Raw genomic sequence first — 16776 nt, 5'->3', positions numbered from 1 at the left:
CATCTCGGAGAGAAAGCATTACCTTCATGAAGACGTTCATTTCGCGTGCCCTGTGCACGGTGGCGCTCGGTGGCGGGCTGCTCGCGCTGGCGAGCGGTGTCGCGAACGCCCACGTCACCGTCGACGCGCCCGGCGCGAAGCAAGGCTCCATGGCAGTGGCCACCTTCCGGGTACCGACCGAGTCCGACACCGCCGCCACCACCGCGATCACCGTCACCGTGCCGAATCTGGCGGTCGCCATGACCGAGCCGATCCCCGGCTGGACGGCCAAGGTCGATCGCAATGACAAATCCCAGGTCACCGCGGTGACCTGGACCGCCGACCCGGGCAACCCGGGCGTCGGCCCCGGCCAGTTCCAGCAGTTCGCGGTGGCGCTCGGCCCACTGCCGCAACAGGATTCGGTGAGCTTCCCGACCAAGCAGACCTACAGCGACGGCAAGGTCGTCGACTGGAATCAGCCGGCTGACCAGGGCCTGGTCGCCAACCCCGCCCCGACGCTCAGCCTGGCCGCCGCCACCGGCGACGGACACGGCACGCACGGCGTGGACAGCGAGAACCAGAGCGGGGAAACGCAGAGCGCGGCAGCCGAATCCGATGATTCCGGCACCGATACCACCGCGCGCTGGCTCGGCGGTCTCGGTCTGGCCGCGGGGCTGCTCGGGCTCGGCCTCGGCGTCGGCTCGGTCATCCGGGGACGGCAGTCATGACCGGCCGGAACCTGCGCGCGCTGCTGCTCGCCCTGCTCGCCGGTGCGTTGTGTCTGGGCGTCGGCGCCACCGTCGCCGGGCCGGCCGCTGCGCATTCGGCGGTGGTCGGCACCTCCCCCGAGGACGGTGCCACTCTCGACGCCGGACCCGAGCGGGTCACCATCACATTCAACGAGAACCTGCAGCCCAACTTCCCCTCGCTGACCGTCGTCGGCCCCGATGACCACCTGTGGTCCAAGGGCGATCCGGTGGTCGACGGGAAGACGGTGAGCGTCGCGGTGGGCGAGCTCGGACCGGCCGGCACCTACCGGGTGGGCTACCGGGTCACCTCCGCCGACGGCCACCCGGTGGAGGGCAAACTCACCTTCACCCTCACCACCCCGGGCAACGGAACCCCCGGTCCCGCACTGGGTGCGGCGGACGCCGGCGAAGGCGATTCCGGCGGCATCCCGATCTGGGTGTTCATCGTCGGCGCGATCGTGCTGTTCGGCGGCGGACTGGCCTTCGCGTTGTTCGGGACGGGCCTGTTCGGCAAGGGCAGCGGTAAGAGCGGCCGGTGATCGATCGGACGACCGGCGGCCGCGACCGCCGTCCGGCGCTGCTGCTGGTCGTCCCGTCCGGGCTGCTCGGTGTGCTGGCGGCCTGGGCGCTGACCGCGGTCACCGCCGAGAGCGCGGTGCGCGTGCTCGCCGATCTGGCCGGGGCCACGGTGCTCGGATTGGCGGCGCTGCCGCGGATACAGCAGCGGTTGGTCCCGCCCTGGCGGTTGCTGGCGGTGATCGCCGGGATCTGGTGCGGCACCGAGTTCGTGGTGCTGGTGTTCGAGGCCGCCGACGTCGTCGGGGTACCGGTCGGTGCGTTGGACGCCGGGCGGTTCGGCACCTTCCTCACCGAACTCAGCGGCGGCCAGGTCGGTATCGCGATCCTGCTCGGCACCGGCGCCATCGCCTGTTATGCGGCGTTGGCGTTCCGGCGTCCGGAGACCGCGTCGCCGGATCTGGTGCTGGTCTTCGCCGCGGTGGCGTTGACGCTGCGGCCGATCACCGGGCACATGTCGCAACAACCGTTCGGCTCGGTGCTGGCGGCGGTGCACGCCCTGGCCGCGGGTGCCTGGCTCGGCCTGCTGATCGGGCTGGCGCTGGTGGTGCGGTCGCGCGGTGAGTGGGCGCGGGCGTTGCCGCGCTATTCCGCGGTGGCGCTGCCGCTGGTGGCGGTCGTCGCGGTGACGGGTCTGGTGAACGGATTGGTCCGGGTCGGCGGTCTCGGGCCGCTGGTGCAGACCGGGTACGGGCGAGTGCTGCTGGCCAAAACACTGATCCTGGCCGTGCTGCTGGCGCTCGGCTGGTGGTGGCGCCGTGACTGGGTGGGCCGGGCCGCCGAGCACCGGATGAGCGCCGCGGCCTCGCTGCGCCGCGCCACCGTCGAGGTGGTGGTGATGGCGTCGGCGTTCGGACTGGCGGCGACGCTGGCGGTCACGGCATGACGGAACGACGCGAACCCCCGGTTACAGTTGCGCCATGACCGAAGTGAAGATCGTCGCCGACTGCGACGCCTCGGCCGCGACCGCATTCGCCTACGTGAACGATTACCGCAACCTGCCGCGCTTTCTGCGCGAGGTCGAAGAGTTCACGCCGGTGGGTACGCAGACCGAAGGTCTCGGTGCGACCTTCGACGGCCATATCAAGCTCGGTCCGGTGTCGCTGAATTCCAGGATCGAAATCGTGCGCTGGGAAGAGAACTTCGCCATCGGCGTGAAGTCGATCAAGGGTTTCGAGGTCGAGTCGACCTTCCTGTTCCACGCCAAGGGCGCCGAGAAATGCACCGTCGACGCCATCGTCGATTACCGGGTCGGCGGCGGGCTGGCCGGGAAGGCGCTCGGCAAGACCATCGAGCCGTTCGTGAAGATCGCGGTCAAGCACAGCACCGAGAACCTCACCAAGCAGATCGAAGAATTCCACCGCACCCGCGACGCCGCCAACGGCACCGAATGAACGCCGGCCGGTCGGTCGCGTATCAGACGCGGCCGACCCGCCGAACGAGCCGGTCGGGAATTATGAATTGCCTGCACAAACCCGCTTTTCACCCCTGGCGGTGACTTCACCCACAGGCATAGCCTTGAGGCATGAAGAAACCCACCTTCAGGCAGCGCATCGCCTATGATCTGGGCCGCGAACTCCCCGCGGACCTGCACGAGTGGGTGATCCACGACCTGGTCGGGCACGGGGCCATGGAACGCTACCTCGTCAGGTTCATCGGGCCGATCATCCCGTTCTTCGCGCTGGTGCTGCTGTTCCCCGGGCCGCTGCCGCTCAAAATCGGGCTGATCGTGATGATGATCGTGCCGCTGATCATCTTCACCGTCGCGCTCAGCTATGTGTGGCGCCGGTACCGGCTGGTGCAGCACGGGCTCGATCCGGGCCTGGTCGATCACGGCAAGATCTCCGAGCACGATCGCGAGATGTACGAACTGCGCTACGGACACCGATAACTGTCATGCCCCCTGGAACGAACCGGCTCCAGACCGAGCGGTCCGTTCGGGGTGAAACTCGGCCACCTTTAAGCTGAGGGCCATGACCGAACCGACAGATGTTGTGGCAACCGCGGACCTGGCCGACGAGATCGGCCCCGAGATTCGCAGCTGTGATACCCAATTCATCCAGTTCGGCGGCCGCGCGGCATTCTCCGGCCGGATCACCACCATCCGCTGCTTCCAGGACAATCTGCTGGTCAAGCAGACGCTGAGCGAACCGGGCGAGGGCAAGGTGCTCGTCGTGGACGGCGGCGCCAGCGTGCACACCGCCCTGGTCGGCGACATCATCGCCGGGCGCGGCGTGGACAACGGCTGGGCCGGCGTCATCGTCAACGGCGCGGTGCGCGATTCGGCGATCCTGCGCACCCTCGACATCGGCATCAAGGCGCTGGGCACCAACCCGCGCAAGAGCACCCAGACCGGCTCCGGCGACAAGGACGTGCCGGTGGAGTTCGGCGGGGTCACCTTCGTCCCCGGCGACATGCTCTACAGCGATCACGACGGCGTCGTGGTGCGCGCCGAGGACTGAAAGACTCGGTTACCCCGCGACCCGTGCCTGGTGACCGGCGAGGGCGACCACATCGCCGACGTGCAACTGCCGTCCGCGTCGTAGTTCGACCTCGTCGTTCACCCGCACCAGACCCGCGGCGATCACCGTCTTGGCTTCCGAACCGGAATCGATCAGATTGGCCAATTTGAGAAACTGGCCGAGCCGAATGGCATCGTCATCGATCGGCACATCGACTGGTTCCGACATGATCTAAATACTTACTCCCCCGGGCCGCCGGACACCGCAGCGGCCCAGCATCCGGCACTGTTCGGCCATTTCTGTGACGTCGCAAAGGGGTCGCGAACACGCCGTGACAAACGACCGGCAAATCCACCCCAACGGTCACACTGGATCGGTGACTTCCGCGCCAGACGACCTACGCACGACCACCGAGCTATCCGCGAGCAGACCCGCTGCGCCGGTACCGCATCGTGGGCGCGGGCGGCTGTCCGAGGTCCCGCATTACACCGGGCTGGTGCTCGGTGTGTTCGCGGTGGCCTGTCTGCTGTGGAGCCTGTCGCCCGCACTGCGCTACCTCACCCACGCACCCCGCCACTACATCGACGACTACTACTTCGACGCCCCCGACACCAGCCTGGTGTGGGCGCTGGTGGTCGGACTGCTGGCGGCCGCGACGGCCGGGCGTAAACGCATCGCATGGTGGTTGCTGGTCATCTACCTGGTGACCTGGGTGCTCGACAACGTCCTGACCTTCATCGCCGATCGCGATGTGCACGCTCTGGTCGCGGCGGTGGTGCATGTGGCGGTGATCGGTGTGCTCATCGCCGCCTGGCCCGAGTTCTACACCCGGGTCCGCCGCGGTGCGGGCCGAAAAGCCCTGCTGGCCTTGGTGGGCGGGGCGGCCCTCGGCTGCCTGCTCGGCTGGGGCCTGGTGGAGATGTTCCCCGGCTCGCTGCCCGCGGGGGCGCAGCGCCCGCTGTGGGCGGTGTACCGGGTGACCGGCGCGATCCTGGTGGAGAACGAACAGTTCGACGGTTCGCCACACCATTTCGTGAACTTCCTGCTCGGCCTGTTCGGGGCGGTCGCGCTGCTCAGTGCCTTCATGGTGCTGCTGCGCTCCCAGCGCGCCGACAACGCCATGACCGGGCTCGACGAATCCGCGCTGCGCGGACTGCTGGCCCGCTCCGATGTGGAGGATTCGCTCGGCTATTTCGCCACCCGCCGCGACAAGGCGGTGGTGTTCGCGCCGAGCGGTAAGGCCGCCATCACCTACCGGGTGGAACTCGGCGTCTGCCTGGCCAGCGGCGACCCGATCGGCATCAAGGAAGCGTGGCCGCAGGCGATCGACGCCTGGCTGCGGCTGGCCGACCAATTCGGCTGGGCGCCCGCGGTGATGGGCGCGAGCGAACTCGGAGCGACCGCCTACCGCAGGGCCGGGCTGTCGGTGCTCCGACTCGGCGACGAGGCCGTGCTCGACACCAGGAACTTCTCCCTGGCCGGCGCCGAGATGAAGCCGGTCCGCCAAGCCGTCAACCGGTTGCGCAGGCAAGGCATGGGAGTGCGGATCCGGCGCCACAGCGATATCCCCGCCGACGAATTCAGGCAGATCGTGGCACGGGCCGAGGCCTGGCGCGACACCGAGAACGAGCGCGGCTTCTCGATGGCGCTGGGCCGCCTCGGCGACCCGCTCGACGGCGACTGCCTGCTGGTGGAGGCCGTCGACTCCGACGACCGGGTGCTGGCCATGCTGTCGATGGTGCCGTGGGGCCGCACCGGAGTGTCGCTGGAGTTGATGCGACGCGACCCGCTCGGCCCCAACGGCGTGATGGAGTTGATGATCTCCCAGCTCGCGCTCACCTCCGACCAGTACGGCATCACCAGGATCTCGCTGAACTTCGCGGTGTTTCGTTCGGTGTTCGAGGAGGGCGGGCGCATCGGCGCCGGGCCGATCCTGCGGGCCTGGCGCGGGGTGCTGCTGTTCTTCTCCCGGTGGTGGCAGCTCGAGGCGCTGTACCGGTCGAATGTGAAGTATCAGCCGATCTGGGTGCCGCGGTTCTTCCTGTTCGAGGAGCGCAGGCAGCTGCCGCGGGTGGCGATGGCCAGCGGCCTGGCCGAAGGCTTCCTGCCGCGGTTCGGCGCCGAACCCGACCCCGCCACCCACACCGGACGCCACAGCGCCGTCCCGCCGGCCATCACCGGCCTGCACGCCGACGGCAGCCCGCCCGAACCGCCCGAATCCGAGGCCGAACTCCAGCTGGCCCGCAGGCCCGAGCAGGTGCGGGTGCGGATGAACAAGCTGGATCGACTGGCCGCCACCGGCATCGACGCCTACCCGGTGGCGTATCCGCCGACGCACACCGTCGCGGCGGCACGCCGGTCACCGCGCGGGACCACGGTGCGCGTGTGCGGTCGCCTGCTGCGCATCCGCGACTACGGCGGCGTGGTGTTCGCGGTGGTGCGCGACTGGTCCGACGACATCCAGCTGGTGCTCGACCGGGAACGCCTCGGCGCCAAGCGGTGCGCGGAGTTCAATGAGTTCTTCGACCTCGGCGATCTGATCGAGGTCAGCGGACGGATCGGGCGCAGCCGGCGCGGTGAGCTGTCGCTGCTGGTCGCGGACTGGCGGATGCTGGGCAAATGCCTACACCCGCTGCCGGACAAGTGGAAGGGCCTGGCCGATCCGGAGGCGCGGGTCCGCCAGCGCTACGTCGACATGATGATCAACCCGGAGACCCGCGATGTGCTGGCCAAGCGCAGTGCGGTGGTGCGGTCGCTGCGGGATTCGCTCACCGACTGGGGCTACATCGAGGTCGAGACGCCGATCCTGCAGCAGGTGCACGGCGGTGCCAACGCCACCCCGTTCCGCACCCACATCGACGCCTACGACCTGGACCTGTACCTGCGCATCGCCCCCGAGCTGTACCTGAAACGGCTGTGCGTGGGCGGGGTGGAGAAGGTGTTCGAGTTGGGCCGCACCTTCCGCAACGAGGGCGTGGACTTCAGCCACAACCCGGAGTTCACCATTCTGGAGGCCTACGAGGCGCACAGCGATTACGAGCGGATGATGCACCTGTGCCGTCAGCTGATCCAGAACGCGGCGCTGGCCGCCAACGGCGCGATGGTCGCCATGCGGCCCAAAGGCGACGGCACCTTCGAGGCCGTGGACATCTCCGGTGAATGGCCGGTCAAGACCGTGCACGGAGCCATCTCGCAGGCCATCGGCACCGAGATCACCCCGCGCACCGACGTGACCCGGCTGCGAGAGTTGTGCGACGCCAACGCCATCCCGTACCAGCACGCCTGGGACGCGGGCCAGATCGTGCTGGAGATGTACGAGCACCTGGTCGAGGACCGCACCGCGGAACCCACCTTCTACATCGACTTCCCCACCTCCGTCTCCCCGCTGACCCGCAGCCACCGCCGCATCGCCGGCGTCGCCGAACGCTGGGACCTGGTGGCCTGGGGCGTCGAATTGGGCACCGCCTACAGCGAACTCACCGACCCGGTCGAACAACGGCGCCGGCTCACCGAACAGTCCATGCTGGCGGCGGGCGGCGACCCGGAGGCAATGGAGCTCGATGAAGACTTCCTGCAAGCCCTCGAACACGCCATGCCGCCCACCGGCGGACTCGGTATGGGCGTCGACCGCATCGTCATGCTGATCACCGGCCGCAGCATCCGCGAGACGCTGCCGTTCCCGCTGGTCAAACCGCGTTGAATCGGTCTCTTCCGGTGGATGTTTCGCGCGCGCGGCCCCCGGGCAATAGTGTGGAGGATCCGGCTCGCCAGGAGGAGGCGGCCGACATTATTCGGATAGGGGACCTCGTTGTACTACCTCGACCTGCTGACCAGCGCCACCAACCTCGACCCCTCGGCCTGGGCGAGCCAGGATGTGTTGGCCTCGGCCATCGATCTGGAAGCCGCGAGGAGCAAGAAGGGCAAAAAGGGCAAGGGTGGCGTGATCATCGGGCTCATCTGCGTCGTCGCCATCCTCGCCATCGTCGTGGCCGTCGTGCTGCTCATGAAGCGCAAGAAGAACAACCAGCCGCCGCAGGGCCAGATCCCGCCGCAGGGGCAGTTCCCGCAGGACCCGAACAACCCGTACCCGCCGCAACAGCAGTTCCCGCAGCAGGGGCAGAACCCCTACCCGCCGCAGGGTGGCCAGCACCCGCCGCAGAATCACTGAGCTCTTCCGCGTGCGCGGGGGGCGAAGGCGTCTCGACCGGCGGCGCGGCACCGTCGGTTAGAGGAAACCGGACATCCGATCGCATTCGGTTGGCGGCGATTCGGCTGTAGCCCTATTGTTATTCGCGGTGTGTGCGTCGGGGCCCCGGATGTTATCCGGGTGTGCGCACTCGGCAGATGGAATGGTGTTCATTTCATGTGCACCGGTGCGACATCCGCCGAGTTCAGCATCGTAGCGACAGCGTGTACGGGAACGCCCTCAACAGGGGCGATGGGTTGACTGGAGCAGTATGCAGTTCAAGAAGGTTGCCGCGGCACTCGGCGCGTGCGTGGCGATCGCATCCGGGTTGGTTGTCGGAGGTAACGCCGTGGCAACGGCGGCGCCCGGATGCCCGAGTCTGTACGTGGTGGCGATCCCCGGAACCTGGGAAACCGGCCACGACAAGAAGCCACAGCCCGGCATGCTGTCCGGCGTGACGAACGGGCTCGGCTCGGAGACCAAGGTCGATTACGTCACCTACGCCGCCACCGCGTTCCCCTGGGAAGGCGACGTCTACGGCGCGTCCAAGCGCGAAGCCACCGACAAGGCGCGCGGCCTCGTCGGCGCGATGGCGCAGCGGTGCGGTGCCACCAAGATCGGCCTGCTCGGCTACAGCCAGGGCGCCGACGCCGCAGGCGATCTCGCCGCGGAGATCGGCACCGGAGTCGGTGTGGTGCCGCCGAGCCGCATCGCCGGCGTCGGCCTGATCTCGGACCCGCGGCGTTCGCCCAACGACATCCAGGTCGGCCCGCACGCGGGCGGCGCGGGCGGCGGCGGGCCGCGAGTCGGCGGCTTCGGCTGGATCCACGACCGGGTGCGCACCATCTGCGCCGTCGACGACCTCTACTGCGCGACCGCCTCGGATGATTTCGTCACCCGCTTCGCCGGCTTCCTGGCGCAGAGCTCCGACGCCAACCCCGCCAACATGTGGCGCTACCAGCTCGAAGCCGGTGCCATCATCAACGACCTGATGGCCCACGGCGGCATCCCGACGTTGCAGGCCCAGCTCTCCGAATCGGCCAACCAGCAGCGGATCAAGGAGCTGGAGGACTTCTACGGCTCGCACGCCCACACCAGCTACGGCACCTACCAGGTGGGCGGCGGGCAGACCGCCATCTCCTGGATGCACAACTGGTTCGCGCGCATGGCCTGATCAGGATTTTCCGACTACGGCCACCCACCCGGTAGTTACCGGGAAGGGTGGCCGTAGTCGTTTGCGGGCCGGACGCAGCGGGCCGCACAGCCGCGCGCTGTCGGTGCGTTATGCCCGGCCGCGTCCGCTAACTGCTGCCGAAGGAGCCGGTGCCGCCCGGCAGGACTCGATGCAGGATGCGCGGGCCGGGGCCGACCGGGCCGGGCCCATCGGGACGGTGGTCCTCCAGGTACAGGCGACGCTCACCGTCGTGGTGCTCCCCGAGGTGCAGCCCGGGACGACTCACCTCATCGGCGCTCGCCGCGGCGGGGGCGGCGACCTGTGTGGTGGCCGCGGCAGGCGCCTGCGCCGACGCGGTAGCCGCCACCGCCGCCACCGGTACCGCGGCGAGCGCACCCGCTACCGCGACCCGCAGGCCGATCCGCCGAGCCGAAGACAGTTTCGTGGATTGCAAGGTCGATCCCTTTCTCCCGGAACATGTACCGCGTGTGCGGTGCACGGATTCCAGGAAAGTCGCCGTCGCTGGGACGGCGGTGGGACCGAGCTGGCAGTCTGCTGGGAATCGGGCGCGGTGCCGCTCGCCGAACATCGGCCCGGCCAGTCGGCTGATGTCGTGTTCGGCCCGGCTCCGAGCGACAGTCGCGCCGGTTGTCGCTCAGAGGTGGGCGAATAGATTCTCGGACAGGATCGGTCGCCGGACCGGAGAACCGTTCAGGCGCTTATATTGCGCGGCAACAATTCCCAGACGTGCCCGTTCTCGTTGATCGTCGCCGCCGTGCGCCGCCCGGTGCGGGAGAACAGGATTCGAGTGATCGAGCAGTAATCGATCGGGAAGGTCAACGGCCGTGCCAGGCCGAGAATGTCCTGGAGCAGGATATTGATCACCCCACCGTGTGCGAACGCGACCACGGTGTCGGTGTGGTCGGCGCGCACCGCGATATCGGTGATCGTGTCGAGCACCCGCGACTTGAACGCCGGCTCATCGATCACCGACGGCAGATGCCCCGCCTTGATCCGATCGTATTCCGCCCGGAACTCCACCTTGGCGTCCTCGATCGGAATATAGGCGGGCAGGTCCCGGTCGTATTCGGCCAGCCCGTCCAGCACCTCCACCTCGAGCCCCAGCTTCGCCGCCGTCGGCCCCGCCGTCTCCCGAGCCCGCCGCTGCGGACTACTCACCACCCGAGCGACCCGGTGATGCCCCAACGCCGCAGGCACCCGCTCCGCCTGCTCCACCCCAACCCCCGCCAGCCCAGGATCCGCCGCCCCCTCCACCTGCTCGATCCGAACGGGCTGGGCATGACGAACCAGAATCAACTGCACACCCATACTGTGCCGCATGGGGATCTGCGGCGCGAAGCGGGCACGACCGAGCCCGCCGGTGGGCGCCGCGGTCGGCCACCAGGTCGCTAATCCTGTGGGCGTGGTACCGCGACGACTGTAATCGTGGCGTCGGCGCCCTTGAAATCGTCCGGATTGGTCGTGAAGAGCGGAAGCCGATGGGCGGCGGCTACCGCTGCGATCATCAAATCCGCTTCACGGCGCCGTGGCTTTCGGCCGTTCGCGATGACGCCGGCAGCAATCAGCCCGTAATGACGCGCCGCAACCGCATCGAACGGAAGAGGGTCGAACATCGCCTCGGTCCGCTGCAATCGGACGATACGCTGTGCCCGCTCGAGGGCGTCGTCGGTCTGGTGTACACCCGCAGACAGCTCTGCCAACGTGACAGCGCTGGTGAGCAGTTCACCGGGAAGGCTCTCCCGTGGCAGGCGCTCGAGATAGATCAGGATGTTGGTGTCAGCGAGACCACGCAGATGGCGTGCAGTCACTCGGATTCACCGACGTCCTGTCCCCGCAGGTACGCATCGAATCGAGCCGTGTCATCAATGTGCTCGTCTTGGTCTGCCCGGAACCGATCGAGATTCATCGGTGGTAGATCCCCGAATGCGGCCAGTAGCTCGTCCACTGGAACGGCCCGGCGCCGACCCTGCCCAGTCGGCTGATTGACATAGTTGTCGATCGCCGCCAAAGCGACTTGCTGCATCGACGTGTGCTCGGCCTCGGCGCGGCGCCGCAGCGCCGCAGCCTGCTCATCCGACAACCGCAGGGTCATAGCCATACGAAAATGGTATCACCTGGTATCACTCAACACTCAGCCGTTTGCCACCTCAGCGTGCGGCGATCCGCGATCACCAAGGAACTCCGGGCCCGAACCGGCTGAGACCGGACAGCCGCGCGAATTCACCGACCGAGTCGGCGGGAATATCGACGACTACCGCCGAGGACGCCTCACGAAAGGCGTTATCGGTCCACGTCCATAGGACGTCGATCTCATCTGGGAAGACGACGCCGGCATTCGACCAGGCTGCGAGCCTCATCCTCATCCGATGAGCACCCCGCGACAGTCGACACCATGACGAATGCCGCCACACCGGCGACCACTCCTCGAATGCTTCGCGGCGTCACTGCCCGCGGACCTCGAGCATATGCACTGCATCACATACTTGCCGCACAGTCGGTCGCGTCACGATATTTGCCTGGCCGATTTCCGCTGATATTCAATGATCACGTCCTAATGAAATGTCATTACCGAGGGGGGAATGTGGCTCTTCGTCGCACCACCAGAATCTTCAGCCGAGCGCTTGTCGCCTGTGCGCTCCCGTTGGCTGTCGCTGTCACCGTCGCGGATGTCGCGTCGGCGGCTCCTGTCGCGGCGCCGGCCGCGGTCGAGCGCACCGCGTCCTACGACGGGCATCAGATCGTCTTCATCGACGATCGGACCATGACGATCGACGGGCACACGGTAACCGTCGATGAGCAGAACAATGTCAGGGTCGATAACCGACCGGTGTCCTTCCGGAGCGTCGCAACTCCGGAAGAGGCGGTCATTTCCATCGCAGCCCCGGTCGCCACTCCGGACAAGGTGACTCAGGGTGCGCTGGCCGGAGCCGGAATCGGAGCGGCGGCGGCCGGGATCCCGGCGGCAGTCGTCGGCGCGGTCCCCGGCGCTGTGGTCGGTGGTGTCATCGGTGCGGGCGCCGGCTTCCTGATCGGAATCGGCACGGTCGCCGCCGGTGTGCTGATCAGCTCGCTGGTCGGCTGCGTGACCACCGGCTGCATCATCGACGTTCCGATCTTCATCGCGGGCTTGGCGGCCGAGGCCGCGATCGCCGCTCCGTCGATCGCCGTCGGCGCCATTGCCGGTGTGGCCATCGGTGCCGCGATCGGCGCGGGCATCGCCGGACTGCCCGCCGCGGGGATCGGCGGATTGGTCGGCGCCGGCATCGGGGCGGCCGCAGTCACCCTGAACCCGCAGCTCATTCCGTAACCCATTACTACGCCGCCCCTTCGCGGGCAGCTGATCACGCAGGGCGTTGCACGGCGCAAAGCCGGTGCAACGCCCTGTGTGGTTCAGGAATCAGACGAATTCCCCGTTGGATACGACAGCGGTGAACGCATCCCATTGGCTCGGCGTGAAAACGAGGGCCGGACCGGTGGGGTTCTTGGAGTCGCGGACGCCGACCAGGCCGTTGCGCAGATGAGCGACCTCGACGCAGTCCTTCCCGCCGGACGTACGTGTGCTCGTGAACCACTGGGCGCCGGCTAGGTCTGGGTCGTTCTCATCGGTCACGCGCAGTGCTCCCTCGCTACCTGCCGAAACAGGTCCCTACTCGCCTTCTCGTCCAGCGCCGCGTGCTGGAGTGCTTTATGCGCCTCATAGTAGCGCTGAACATCGGCCGGCTTCTCCAGGTACATATCGCCGGTGAAGTTCTCCAGGTACACGACTGGAGGTTCGACGTCTTGTCCCTTCGCGTCGGTCCCGAAACTCAAGATCGTGAACAATCCGAGCGGATCACCCAGCGGAATTCCCGCCGAGAACGGCAACACCCTGATCGAGACATTGGGCAGGGTTCCGATATCCGCGAGATGCTTCAACTGCCGGGCCATGACCTTCCCGCTGCCGACAACGCGACGAAGTGCTGCCTCCCCCAGGACGACCTCGGGCCTCGCGGCTCCACGTTTGCGCGTAATCAAAGTCTGCCGTCGCTGCTTCAGGTAGATCCGTTGGTCCAGCTCTTCTGCGCTGATATCCGGATGAACAGCACGAATGAGCACGCGCGCGTAGTCAGGATGCTGTAGCAGTCCGATAACCGCATCCGGCGAGTACGAGTTCAACTGCACCGCAGCGGACTCGAGGCCCAAATAGACGTCGAAGTCGTTGGGGATCAGGTTTCCGAACTCATGCCACCAGCACTTGACGTTGGCTTGCTGTGCCAGCCCGATAAGCGCGGCGGTCATCGTTTCGTCCGCGTCCAGGACCTTGCACAGCTCCCGGATGTCAACCATCCGGATACGCCCGGATTCGCCCTTTTCCAGTCTCTGGAGGGTGCTGGGGCTTCGTTCGATCAGCTTCGCTACCTGCGGGATGGTCATACCCGTTTGTGTCCGCAGGTCGCGCAGGTACCGCCCGAGCTGCCGACGTGGGAGTGTGCTGCCCGTTTCTGACATGCTGCCTTCCTCTGATTCGGATGACGCCTGGGTCGAAGCTGACAGCAACTGTCCCACCTCGGAGAGTCCAGCGCAGGCCGTTTGACCAATTCCTGATGAGAAACCCATTTTGGCTTTACGACCCAGTCGTGGGCCTGCTGTTCTGGTTTCGCGCCCGGAGCAGGAGCCGCCCCTACGAGCCCCCGTGCACGACTCCTTCCCGGTGCCCCTTCCTCACCACCGGGACCGGGCGCACCCAATCCACTCGAACTCACCAAAGGTGCTGCGATGGAGCATGTTCCGTTCGGTGATACGCCCTTCACCCGCTGCCTGTTCTACCGGAAGGTCTGCGATCTGCCGGCCACCATCGATCCGCCCGAGATCGGGCGCATCGTCATGCCTGCCGACCATGTCTGGGCCGTGATGATGCCCGCGCATCTGGGTCAGCGCGTGCGCGTCCACCTGCGTAATCGCGGAGCGGAAACCGGTCCGATCATTTCGCATCTGCGGTCGAACCGCTGGTCATATCTGGTTCGGCCGGACCTTCCGGATGAGACAGCGTTGTTCGCCGAATTGTTCCGCATCGACGTATCGGTGGTTCGCACCGGCGGCACCATCGCCCTACCGTCCCCGACCGATCGCGGCGCGCGCTTTCGACGCTGGATTCAGCCGCCGCGCTGCGCCTTCCGCCCGTCCGGCCAGGCGATTGTCGCGTCGATTCGAGCGTGCGCCGGCGCGCACGCGGGGTGGGGAGGTCGTCGGTCGTGAGCACCAGCGAACTCCTTCGACCGGAACAAAAGGGTGTGCCGGGGTGACCGCAGCGGAATCGCCGCGCCCAGCCGAACCGGACCTGCGGCTCAGTATCTTCCTGCACGGCCGGCGCTTCGAGTACATTGCCTGCCGCACCGCGGCCCATCGCTTCATCCTGGAGTGGCGCTCCCGTTACCACCCCGATGCGGTAGCGGTGATTTCCAACGGCACGTCAGATGCGCCGCGCCTCCCGTGCGAGTCTCTGTATCTCGGGCCGTGATCGCGCAGTCATGCAGACGGAACTGCCTTCCGCTACCAGCGTTCGCCGTCTTCGTCGCGGATACGGGCGAGAGCCTTGTCGATCCATTCGCTGAAACACGCGGCGATGCCTTGACCCGTGGCAGGCCGCACCGAAATATGTTCGCGGGTGCGATGTTCCAGGTAACGACCGTCGTTCGTGATGTCGTACCACTGCATGGCGTACCAGGGCGCCGGGCGGTCCAGGATCGACCCGACCAGCAGTCCGGCGTTCCCACCGCCGTCGGCCGGCCGCAACGCCACACGTTCGTACTGCTCGCGCGGCCCGCGGTGGGTGAATCCCTGCTCCCGGTCCTCCAGGTCCCGGATGTGGAACGTGCCGGGCTCGGCGCGGCCCGGATCGCATCGTGGGAGCAGGGCCACGAGCCGGTTCGGCAGCTGTTCGGCGCGGAACAGCCGACCCCGGATCGGCCCGTCGACGCCGTCGATCGCGGCTTGCGCGAGCACCATTGCGTGTTGCCCGGCGCGGGCACCGACGATCCGGTATTCACGCACTCCACCACGGTCGGTCGCAGTCGAGCTGCCCAGGATGTGAATGCGCAGCTCGGAGTCGATGAGAGTGCGGAAGGCGAGCCGGATCAGTTCCAGTTCGTCCCGATCGAGCCGCGACCGCACCCGCGCCGCATGTTCCTCGAACGGTCCCACCGTCTTGTACTTGCTCTGATAGTGCAATGGACGCGGGAATCGATCGATTCCGTCGCGATACCATAGCGCGGCGAAATCATCTGGATCCCAAGTCCATTCGGTCATGAGTACTCGTCCCTCGTCTTCTGGTCGATCGTGCCCGGTGCGCGCGGCATCGGCCCGCACCGGGTGCGGGCAACTGGGTGATGCGTGCTACCCGGACTGTTCCGGGGGCCGGGCAGCCGGGATGTCCCCGCCGATCACGCCACCTGGGACGGTTCGCGGTTGTTCGCCCAGCAGTTCAGCGGCATTCTCGGCGTTGACCAGGTAGTCGGGCAGTTTGTGTTCCTCGTCGTCCTGCCCTTGCCCGCCTCGACCGGCCGCACCCGGCGACATCATCCCCGGCATACCCGCGCGTCCGGCGGCCGCCGCAGCAGCGGCTGGGCCGGCCGCACCCATGCCGGGAACAGCGCCCGCGCCGGGCGTGCCAGCAATACTGCGGCCCGGTGCCGCCACACCACCGCCTCCGACGCCACCGCCCGTGCCACCGGCGCCACCACCTGCACCGATTCCAGTTCCAGCGCCGCCACCGGACGAGCCGGGGACCGTCCCGGCCGGTGTGGTGGAACTGGGCACTGTGCTCGGTGTTTCGGCACCGGCAGGGGTGGTCGCCGCGCTCGGCGTCGTATCCTGCCCGCTGGTCGAGTCGTCGCCCCAGCTCGACTGGTCTTCGCCCGAACCCTGCTGTTCGGGGATCTCCTCGCCGGTACCTTCCTCGGTCGGTTCTTCCGGCTCGCCAGTTTCGCCGGTACCGCCGCCGGTGCCGCCACCGCCACCAGTACCGCCACCACCGGTACCGCCGCCACCGTTCTCGCCGCCCGGCTTGACCTCACCCGGTTCGATCGGGCCGTGCAATGGTGCCGTCGGGCTCACCGGCACCGGCAGCACCGGAATCTGCGAGTCGGCCTGCACGAACGGCGTCACGTACTCATCACCCATCACCTGACGCGCCGAGGCTTCGGCATCGTTGCGCTTATCCTCGTTGTTCGATCCCACGATCGGCCACGACCGCGGATTCCAGGGCGACTTCTTCTCGATCACTTCCGGCAGATTCCGCTGTGTCCGCAAGATCGCGGTCACCGTGCCGTCGACCCGCACCGCCAGCGCGTTGAGCGCATCGGTGAAGTCCTCGGCCCGCGTCGCGTAGTTGCCGATGGCCTCTCTGGACTTCTCTGCCGCAGGCCCATCCCAGGCCGCCGCACTCGATCGCCGGATCCGCGCCGCGAACACCGTCACGCCATCGGTCCATTTCGCTGCGATATCGCCGAGCTGATCAGCCGCACGCTGAGCATTGTCGCCGGGAGCCAGCGGGTTGAACGCGTCAACGATCTCCGAATGCGAAAAGCCCTCAGGCTTCTCCTTGGTCGCATCCGTGATCTTCGAGCCCTCGTTCTGAATGGTCATCTCGCG

Annotated in this window: 21 protein-coding genes; 12 read left to right on the top strand and 9 right to left on the bottom strand. The window is 67.4% G+C overall.

Features of this window, described 5'->3' with window-relative positions:
* Nucleotides 1-26: 26 nt before the first annotated feature.
* The 6 genes from NOCYR_RS00390 (at nucleotide 27) to rraA (ending at nucleotide 3766) form a co-directional block, all read left to right on the top strand.
* Nucleotides 27-707, top strand: coding sequence for a YcnI family protein (locus tag NOCYR_RS00390; protein ID WP_014348375.1), 681 nt, complete (start codon nucleotides 27-29; stop codon nucleotides 705-707).
* The gene (locus NOCYR_RS00385; RefSeq protein WP_014348374.1) at nucleotides 704-1267 is read left to right on the top strand and encodes a copper resistance CopC family protein; all 564 of its coding nucleotides are present in this window, start codon (nucleotides 704-706) and stop codon (nucleotides 1265-1267) included. Before NOCYR_RS00390 ends, NOCYR_RS00385 begins: the two co-directional genes overlap by 4 nt.
* Nucleotides 1264-2190, top strand: coding sequence for a copper resistance D family protein (locus NOCYR_RS00380; RefSeq protein ID WP_014348373.1), 927 nt, complete (start codon nucleotides 1264-1266; stop codon nucleotides 2188-2190). The genes NOCYR_RS00385 and NOCYR_RS00380 overlap by 4 nt, the downstream gene beginning before the upstream one ends.
* A 34-nt stretch (nucleotides 2191-2224) precedes the next feature.
* Entirely contained in the window at nucleotides 2225-2698 is a 474-nt protein-coding gene (locus tag NOCYR_RS00375) for an SRPBCC family protein (RefSeq protein WP_014348372.1), read from the top strand.
* Nucleotides 2699-2829: 131 nt separating this feature from the next.
* Nucleotides 2830-3195, top strand: coding sequence for a DUF5313 family protein (locus NOCYR_RS00370; protein WP_014348371.1), 366 nt, complete (start codon nucleotides 2830-2832; stop codon nucleotides 3193-3195).
* Between the two features lie 82 nt (nucleotides 3196-3277).
* Nucleotides 3278-3766 carry a ribonuclease E activity regulator RraA gene (gene rraA / locus NOCYR_RS00365; protein WP_014348370.1) on the top strand — a complete coding sequence of 163 codons (489 nt, stop codon included), beginning with the start codon at nucleotides 3278-3280 and terminating at the stop codon, nucleotides 3764-3766.
* Nucleotides 3767-3775: 9 nt separating this feature from the next.
* Here rraA and NOCYR_RS00360 read toward each other — a convergent pair whose 3' ends face one another.
* Nucleotides 3776-3994 (bottom strand): RNA-binding S4 domain-containing protein, encoded by a 219-nt coding sequence (locus NOCYR_RS00360; protein ID WP_014348369.1) that lies wholly within the window; start codon nucleotides 3992-3994, stop codon nucleotides 3776-3778.
* Nucleotides 3995-4142: 148 nt separating this feature from the next.
* Between NOCYR_RS00360 and lysX the strand changes: the two genes are divergently transcribed.
* From lysX to NOCYR_RS00345, 3 genes are all read left to right on the top strand, one after another.
* Entirely contained in the window at nucleotides 4143-7466 is a 3324-nt protein-coding gene (lysX, locus tag NOCYR_RS00355) for a bifunctional lysylphosphatidylglycerol synthetase/lysine--tRNA ligase LysX (protein WP_048832489.1), read from the top strand.
* A 108-nt stretch (nucleotides 7467-7574) separates the two neighbouring features.
* Nucleotides 7575-7934: a hypothetical protein gene (locus tag NOCYR_RS30100; protein WP_014348367.1), complete on the top strand. Its 360-nt coding sequence runs from the start codon at nucleotides 7575-7577 to the stop codon at nucleotides 7932-7934.
* 289 nt (nucleotides 7935-8223) lie between these two features.
* Nucleotides 8224-9126 carry a cutinase family protein gene (locus NOCYR_RS00345; protein WP_048832486.1) on the top strand — a complete coding sequence of 301 codons (903 nt, stop codon included), beginning with the start codon at nucleotides 8224-8226 and terminating at the stop codon, nucleotides 9124-9126.
* A gap of 127 nt (nucleotides 9127-9253) precedes the next feature.
* On the opposite strand, the gene NOCYR_RS00340 is transcribed toward NOCYR_RS00345, so the two are convergent.
* The 4 genes from NOCYR_RS00340 to NOCYR_RS30965 form a co-directional block, all read right to left on the bottom strand.
* A complete protein-coding gene (locus NOCYR_RS00340; RefSeq protein ID WP_048832484.1) occupies nucleotides 9254-9580 on the bottom strand; it encodes a hypothetical protein in 327 nt (108 codons plus the stop codon).
* A gap of 257 nt (nucleotides 9581-9837) precedes the next feature.
* Nucleotides 9838-10449, bottom strand: coding sequence for a histidine phosphatase family protein (locus NOCYR_RS00335; RefSeq protein ID WP_048833814.1), 612 nt, complete (start codon nucleotides 10447-10449; stop codon nucleotides 9838-9840).
* A gap of 86 nt (nucleotides 10450-10535) precedes the next feature.
* The gene (locus tag NOCYR_RS00330) at nucleotides 10536-10955 is read right to left on the bottom strand and encodes a type II toxin-antitoxin system VapC family toxin (RefSeq protein WP_014348364.1); all 420 of its coding nucleotides are present in this window, start codon (nucleotides 10953-10955) and stop codon (nucleotides 10536-10538) included.
* Nucleotides 10952-11245: a ribbon-helix-helix protein, CopG family gene (locus NOCYR_RS30965; RefSeq protein ID WP_048832482.1), complete on the bottom strand. Its 294-nt coding sequence runs from the start codon at nucleotides 11243-11245 to the stop codon at nucleotides 10952-10954. Before NOCYR_RS30965 ends, NOCYR_RS00330 begins: the two co-directional genes overlap by 4 nt.
* Before the next feature lie 543 nt (nucleotides 11246-11788).
* Between NOCYR_RS30965 and NOCYR_RS00315 the strand changes: the two genes are divergently transcribed.
* Nucleotides 11789-12454 (top strand): hypothetical protein, encoded by a 666-nt coding sequence (locus NOCYR_RS00315; RefSeq protein ID WP_014348363.1) that lies wholly within the window; start codon nucleotides 11789-11791, stop codon nucleotides 12452-12454.
* A 90-nt stretch (nucleotides 12455-12544) separates the two neighbouring features.
* On the opposite strand, the gene NOCYR_RS00310 is transcribed toward NOCYR_RS00315, so the two are convergent.
* On the bottom strand, nucleotides 12545-12757 hold the full coding sequence (locus NOCYR_RS00310) for a DUF397 domain-containing protein (RefSeq protein ID WP_014348362.1): 213 nt from the start codon (nucleotides 12755-12757) through the stop codon (nucleotides 12545-12547).
* Nucleotides 12754-13635, bottom strand: a complete 882-nt coding sequence (locus tag NOCYR_RS00305) for a helix-turn-helix domain-containing protein (protein ID WP_048832479.1) — start codon at nucleotides 13633-13635, stop codon at nucleotides 12754-12756. Before NOCYR_RS00305 ends, NOCYR_RS00310 begins: the two co-directional genes overlap by 4 nt.
* Before the next feature lie 267 nt (nucleotides 13636-13902).
* Between NOCYR_RS00305 and NOCYR_RS00300 the strand changes: the two genes are divergently transcribed.
* Together NOCYR_RS00300 and NOCYR_RS00295 are read left to right on the top strand one after the other, a co-directional pair.
* Nucleotides 13903-14382, top strand: coding sequence for a hypothetical protein (locus NOCYR_RS00300; RefSeq protein ID WP_014348360.1), 480 nt, complete (start codon nucleotides 13903-13905; stop codon nucleotides 14380-14382).
* Between the two features lie 43 nt (nucleotides 14383-14425).
* Complete coding sequence (locus NOCYR_RS00295) at nucleotides 14426-14644, top strand: hypothetical protein (RefSeq protein WP_048832477.1); 219 nt, start codon at nucleotides 14426-14428, stop codon at nucleotides 14642-14644.
* Nucleotides 14645-14676: 32 nt separating this feature from the next.
* On the opposite strand, the gene NOCYR_RS00290 is transcribed toward NOCYR_RS00295, so the two are convergent.
* Nucleotides 14677-15432, bottom strand: coding sequence for an ESX secretion-associated protein EspG (locus NOCYR_RS00290; protein ID WP_081505256.1), 756 nt, complete (start codon nucleotides 15430-15432; stop codon nucleotides 14677-14679).
* Nucleotides 15433-15519: 87 nt separating this feature from the next.
* Nucleotides 15520-16770 (bottom strand): hypothetical protein, encoded by a 1251-nt coding sequence (locus tag NOCYR_RS29560; protein WP_014348358.1) that lies wholly within the window; start codon nucleotides 16768-16770, stop codon nucleotides 15520-15522.
* Nucleotides 16771-16776: the final 6 nt, after the last annotated feature.

This window comes from Nocardia cyriacigeorgica GUH-2, from assembly GCF_000284035.1.
GTDB classification, from domain to species: domain Bacteria; phylum Actinomycetota; class Actinomycetes; order Mycobacteriales; family Mycobacteriaceae; genus Nocardia; species Nocardia cyriacigeorgica_B.
This window is presented reverse-complemented; position numbering and strand designations above follow the sequence as displayed.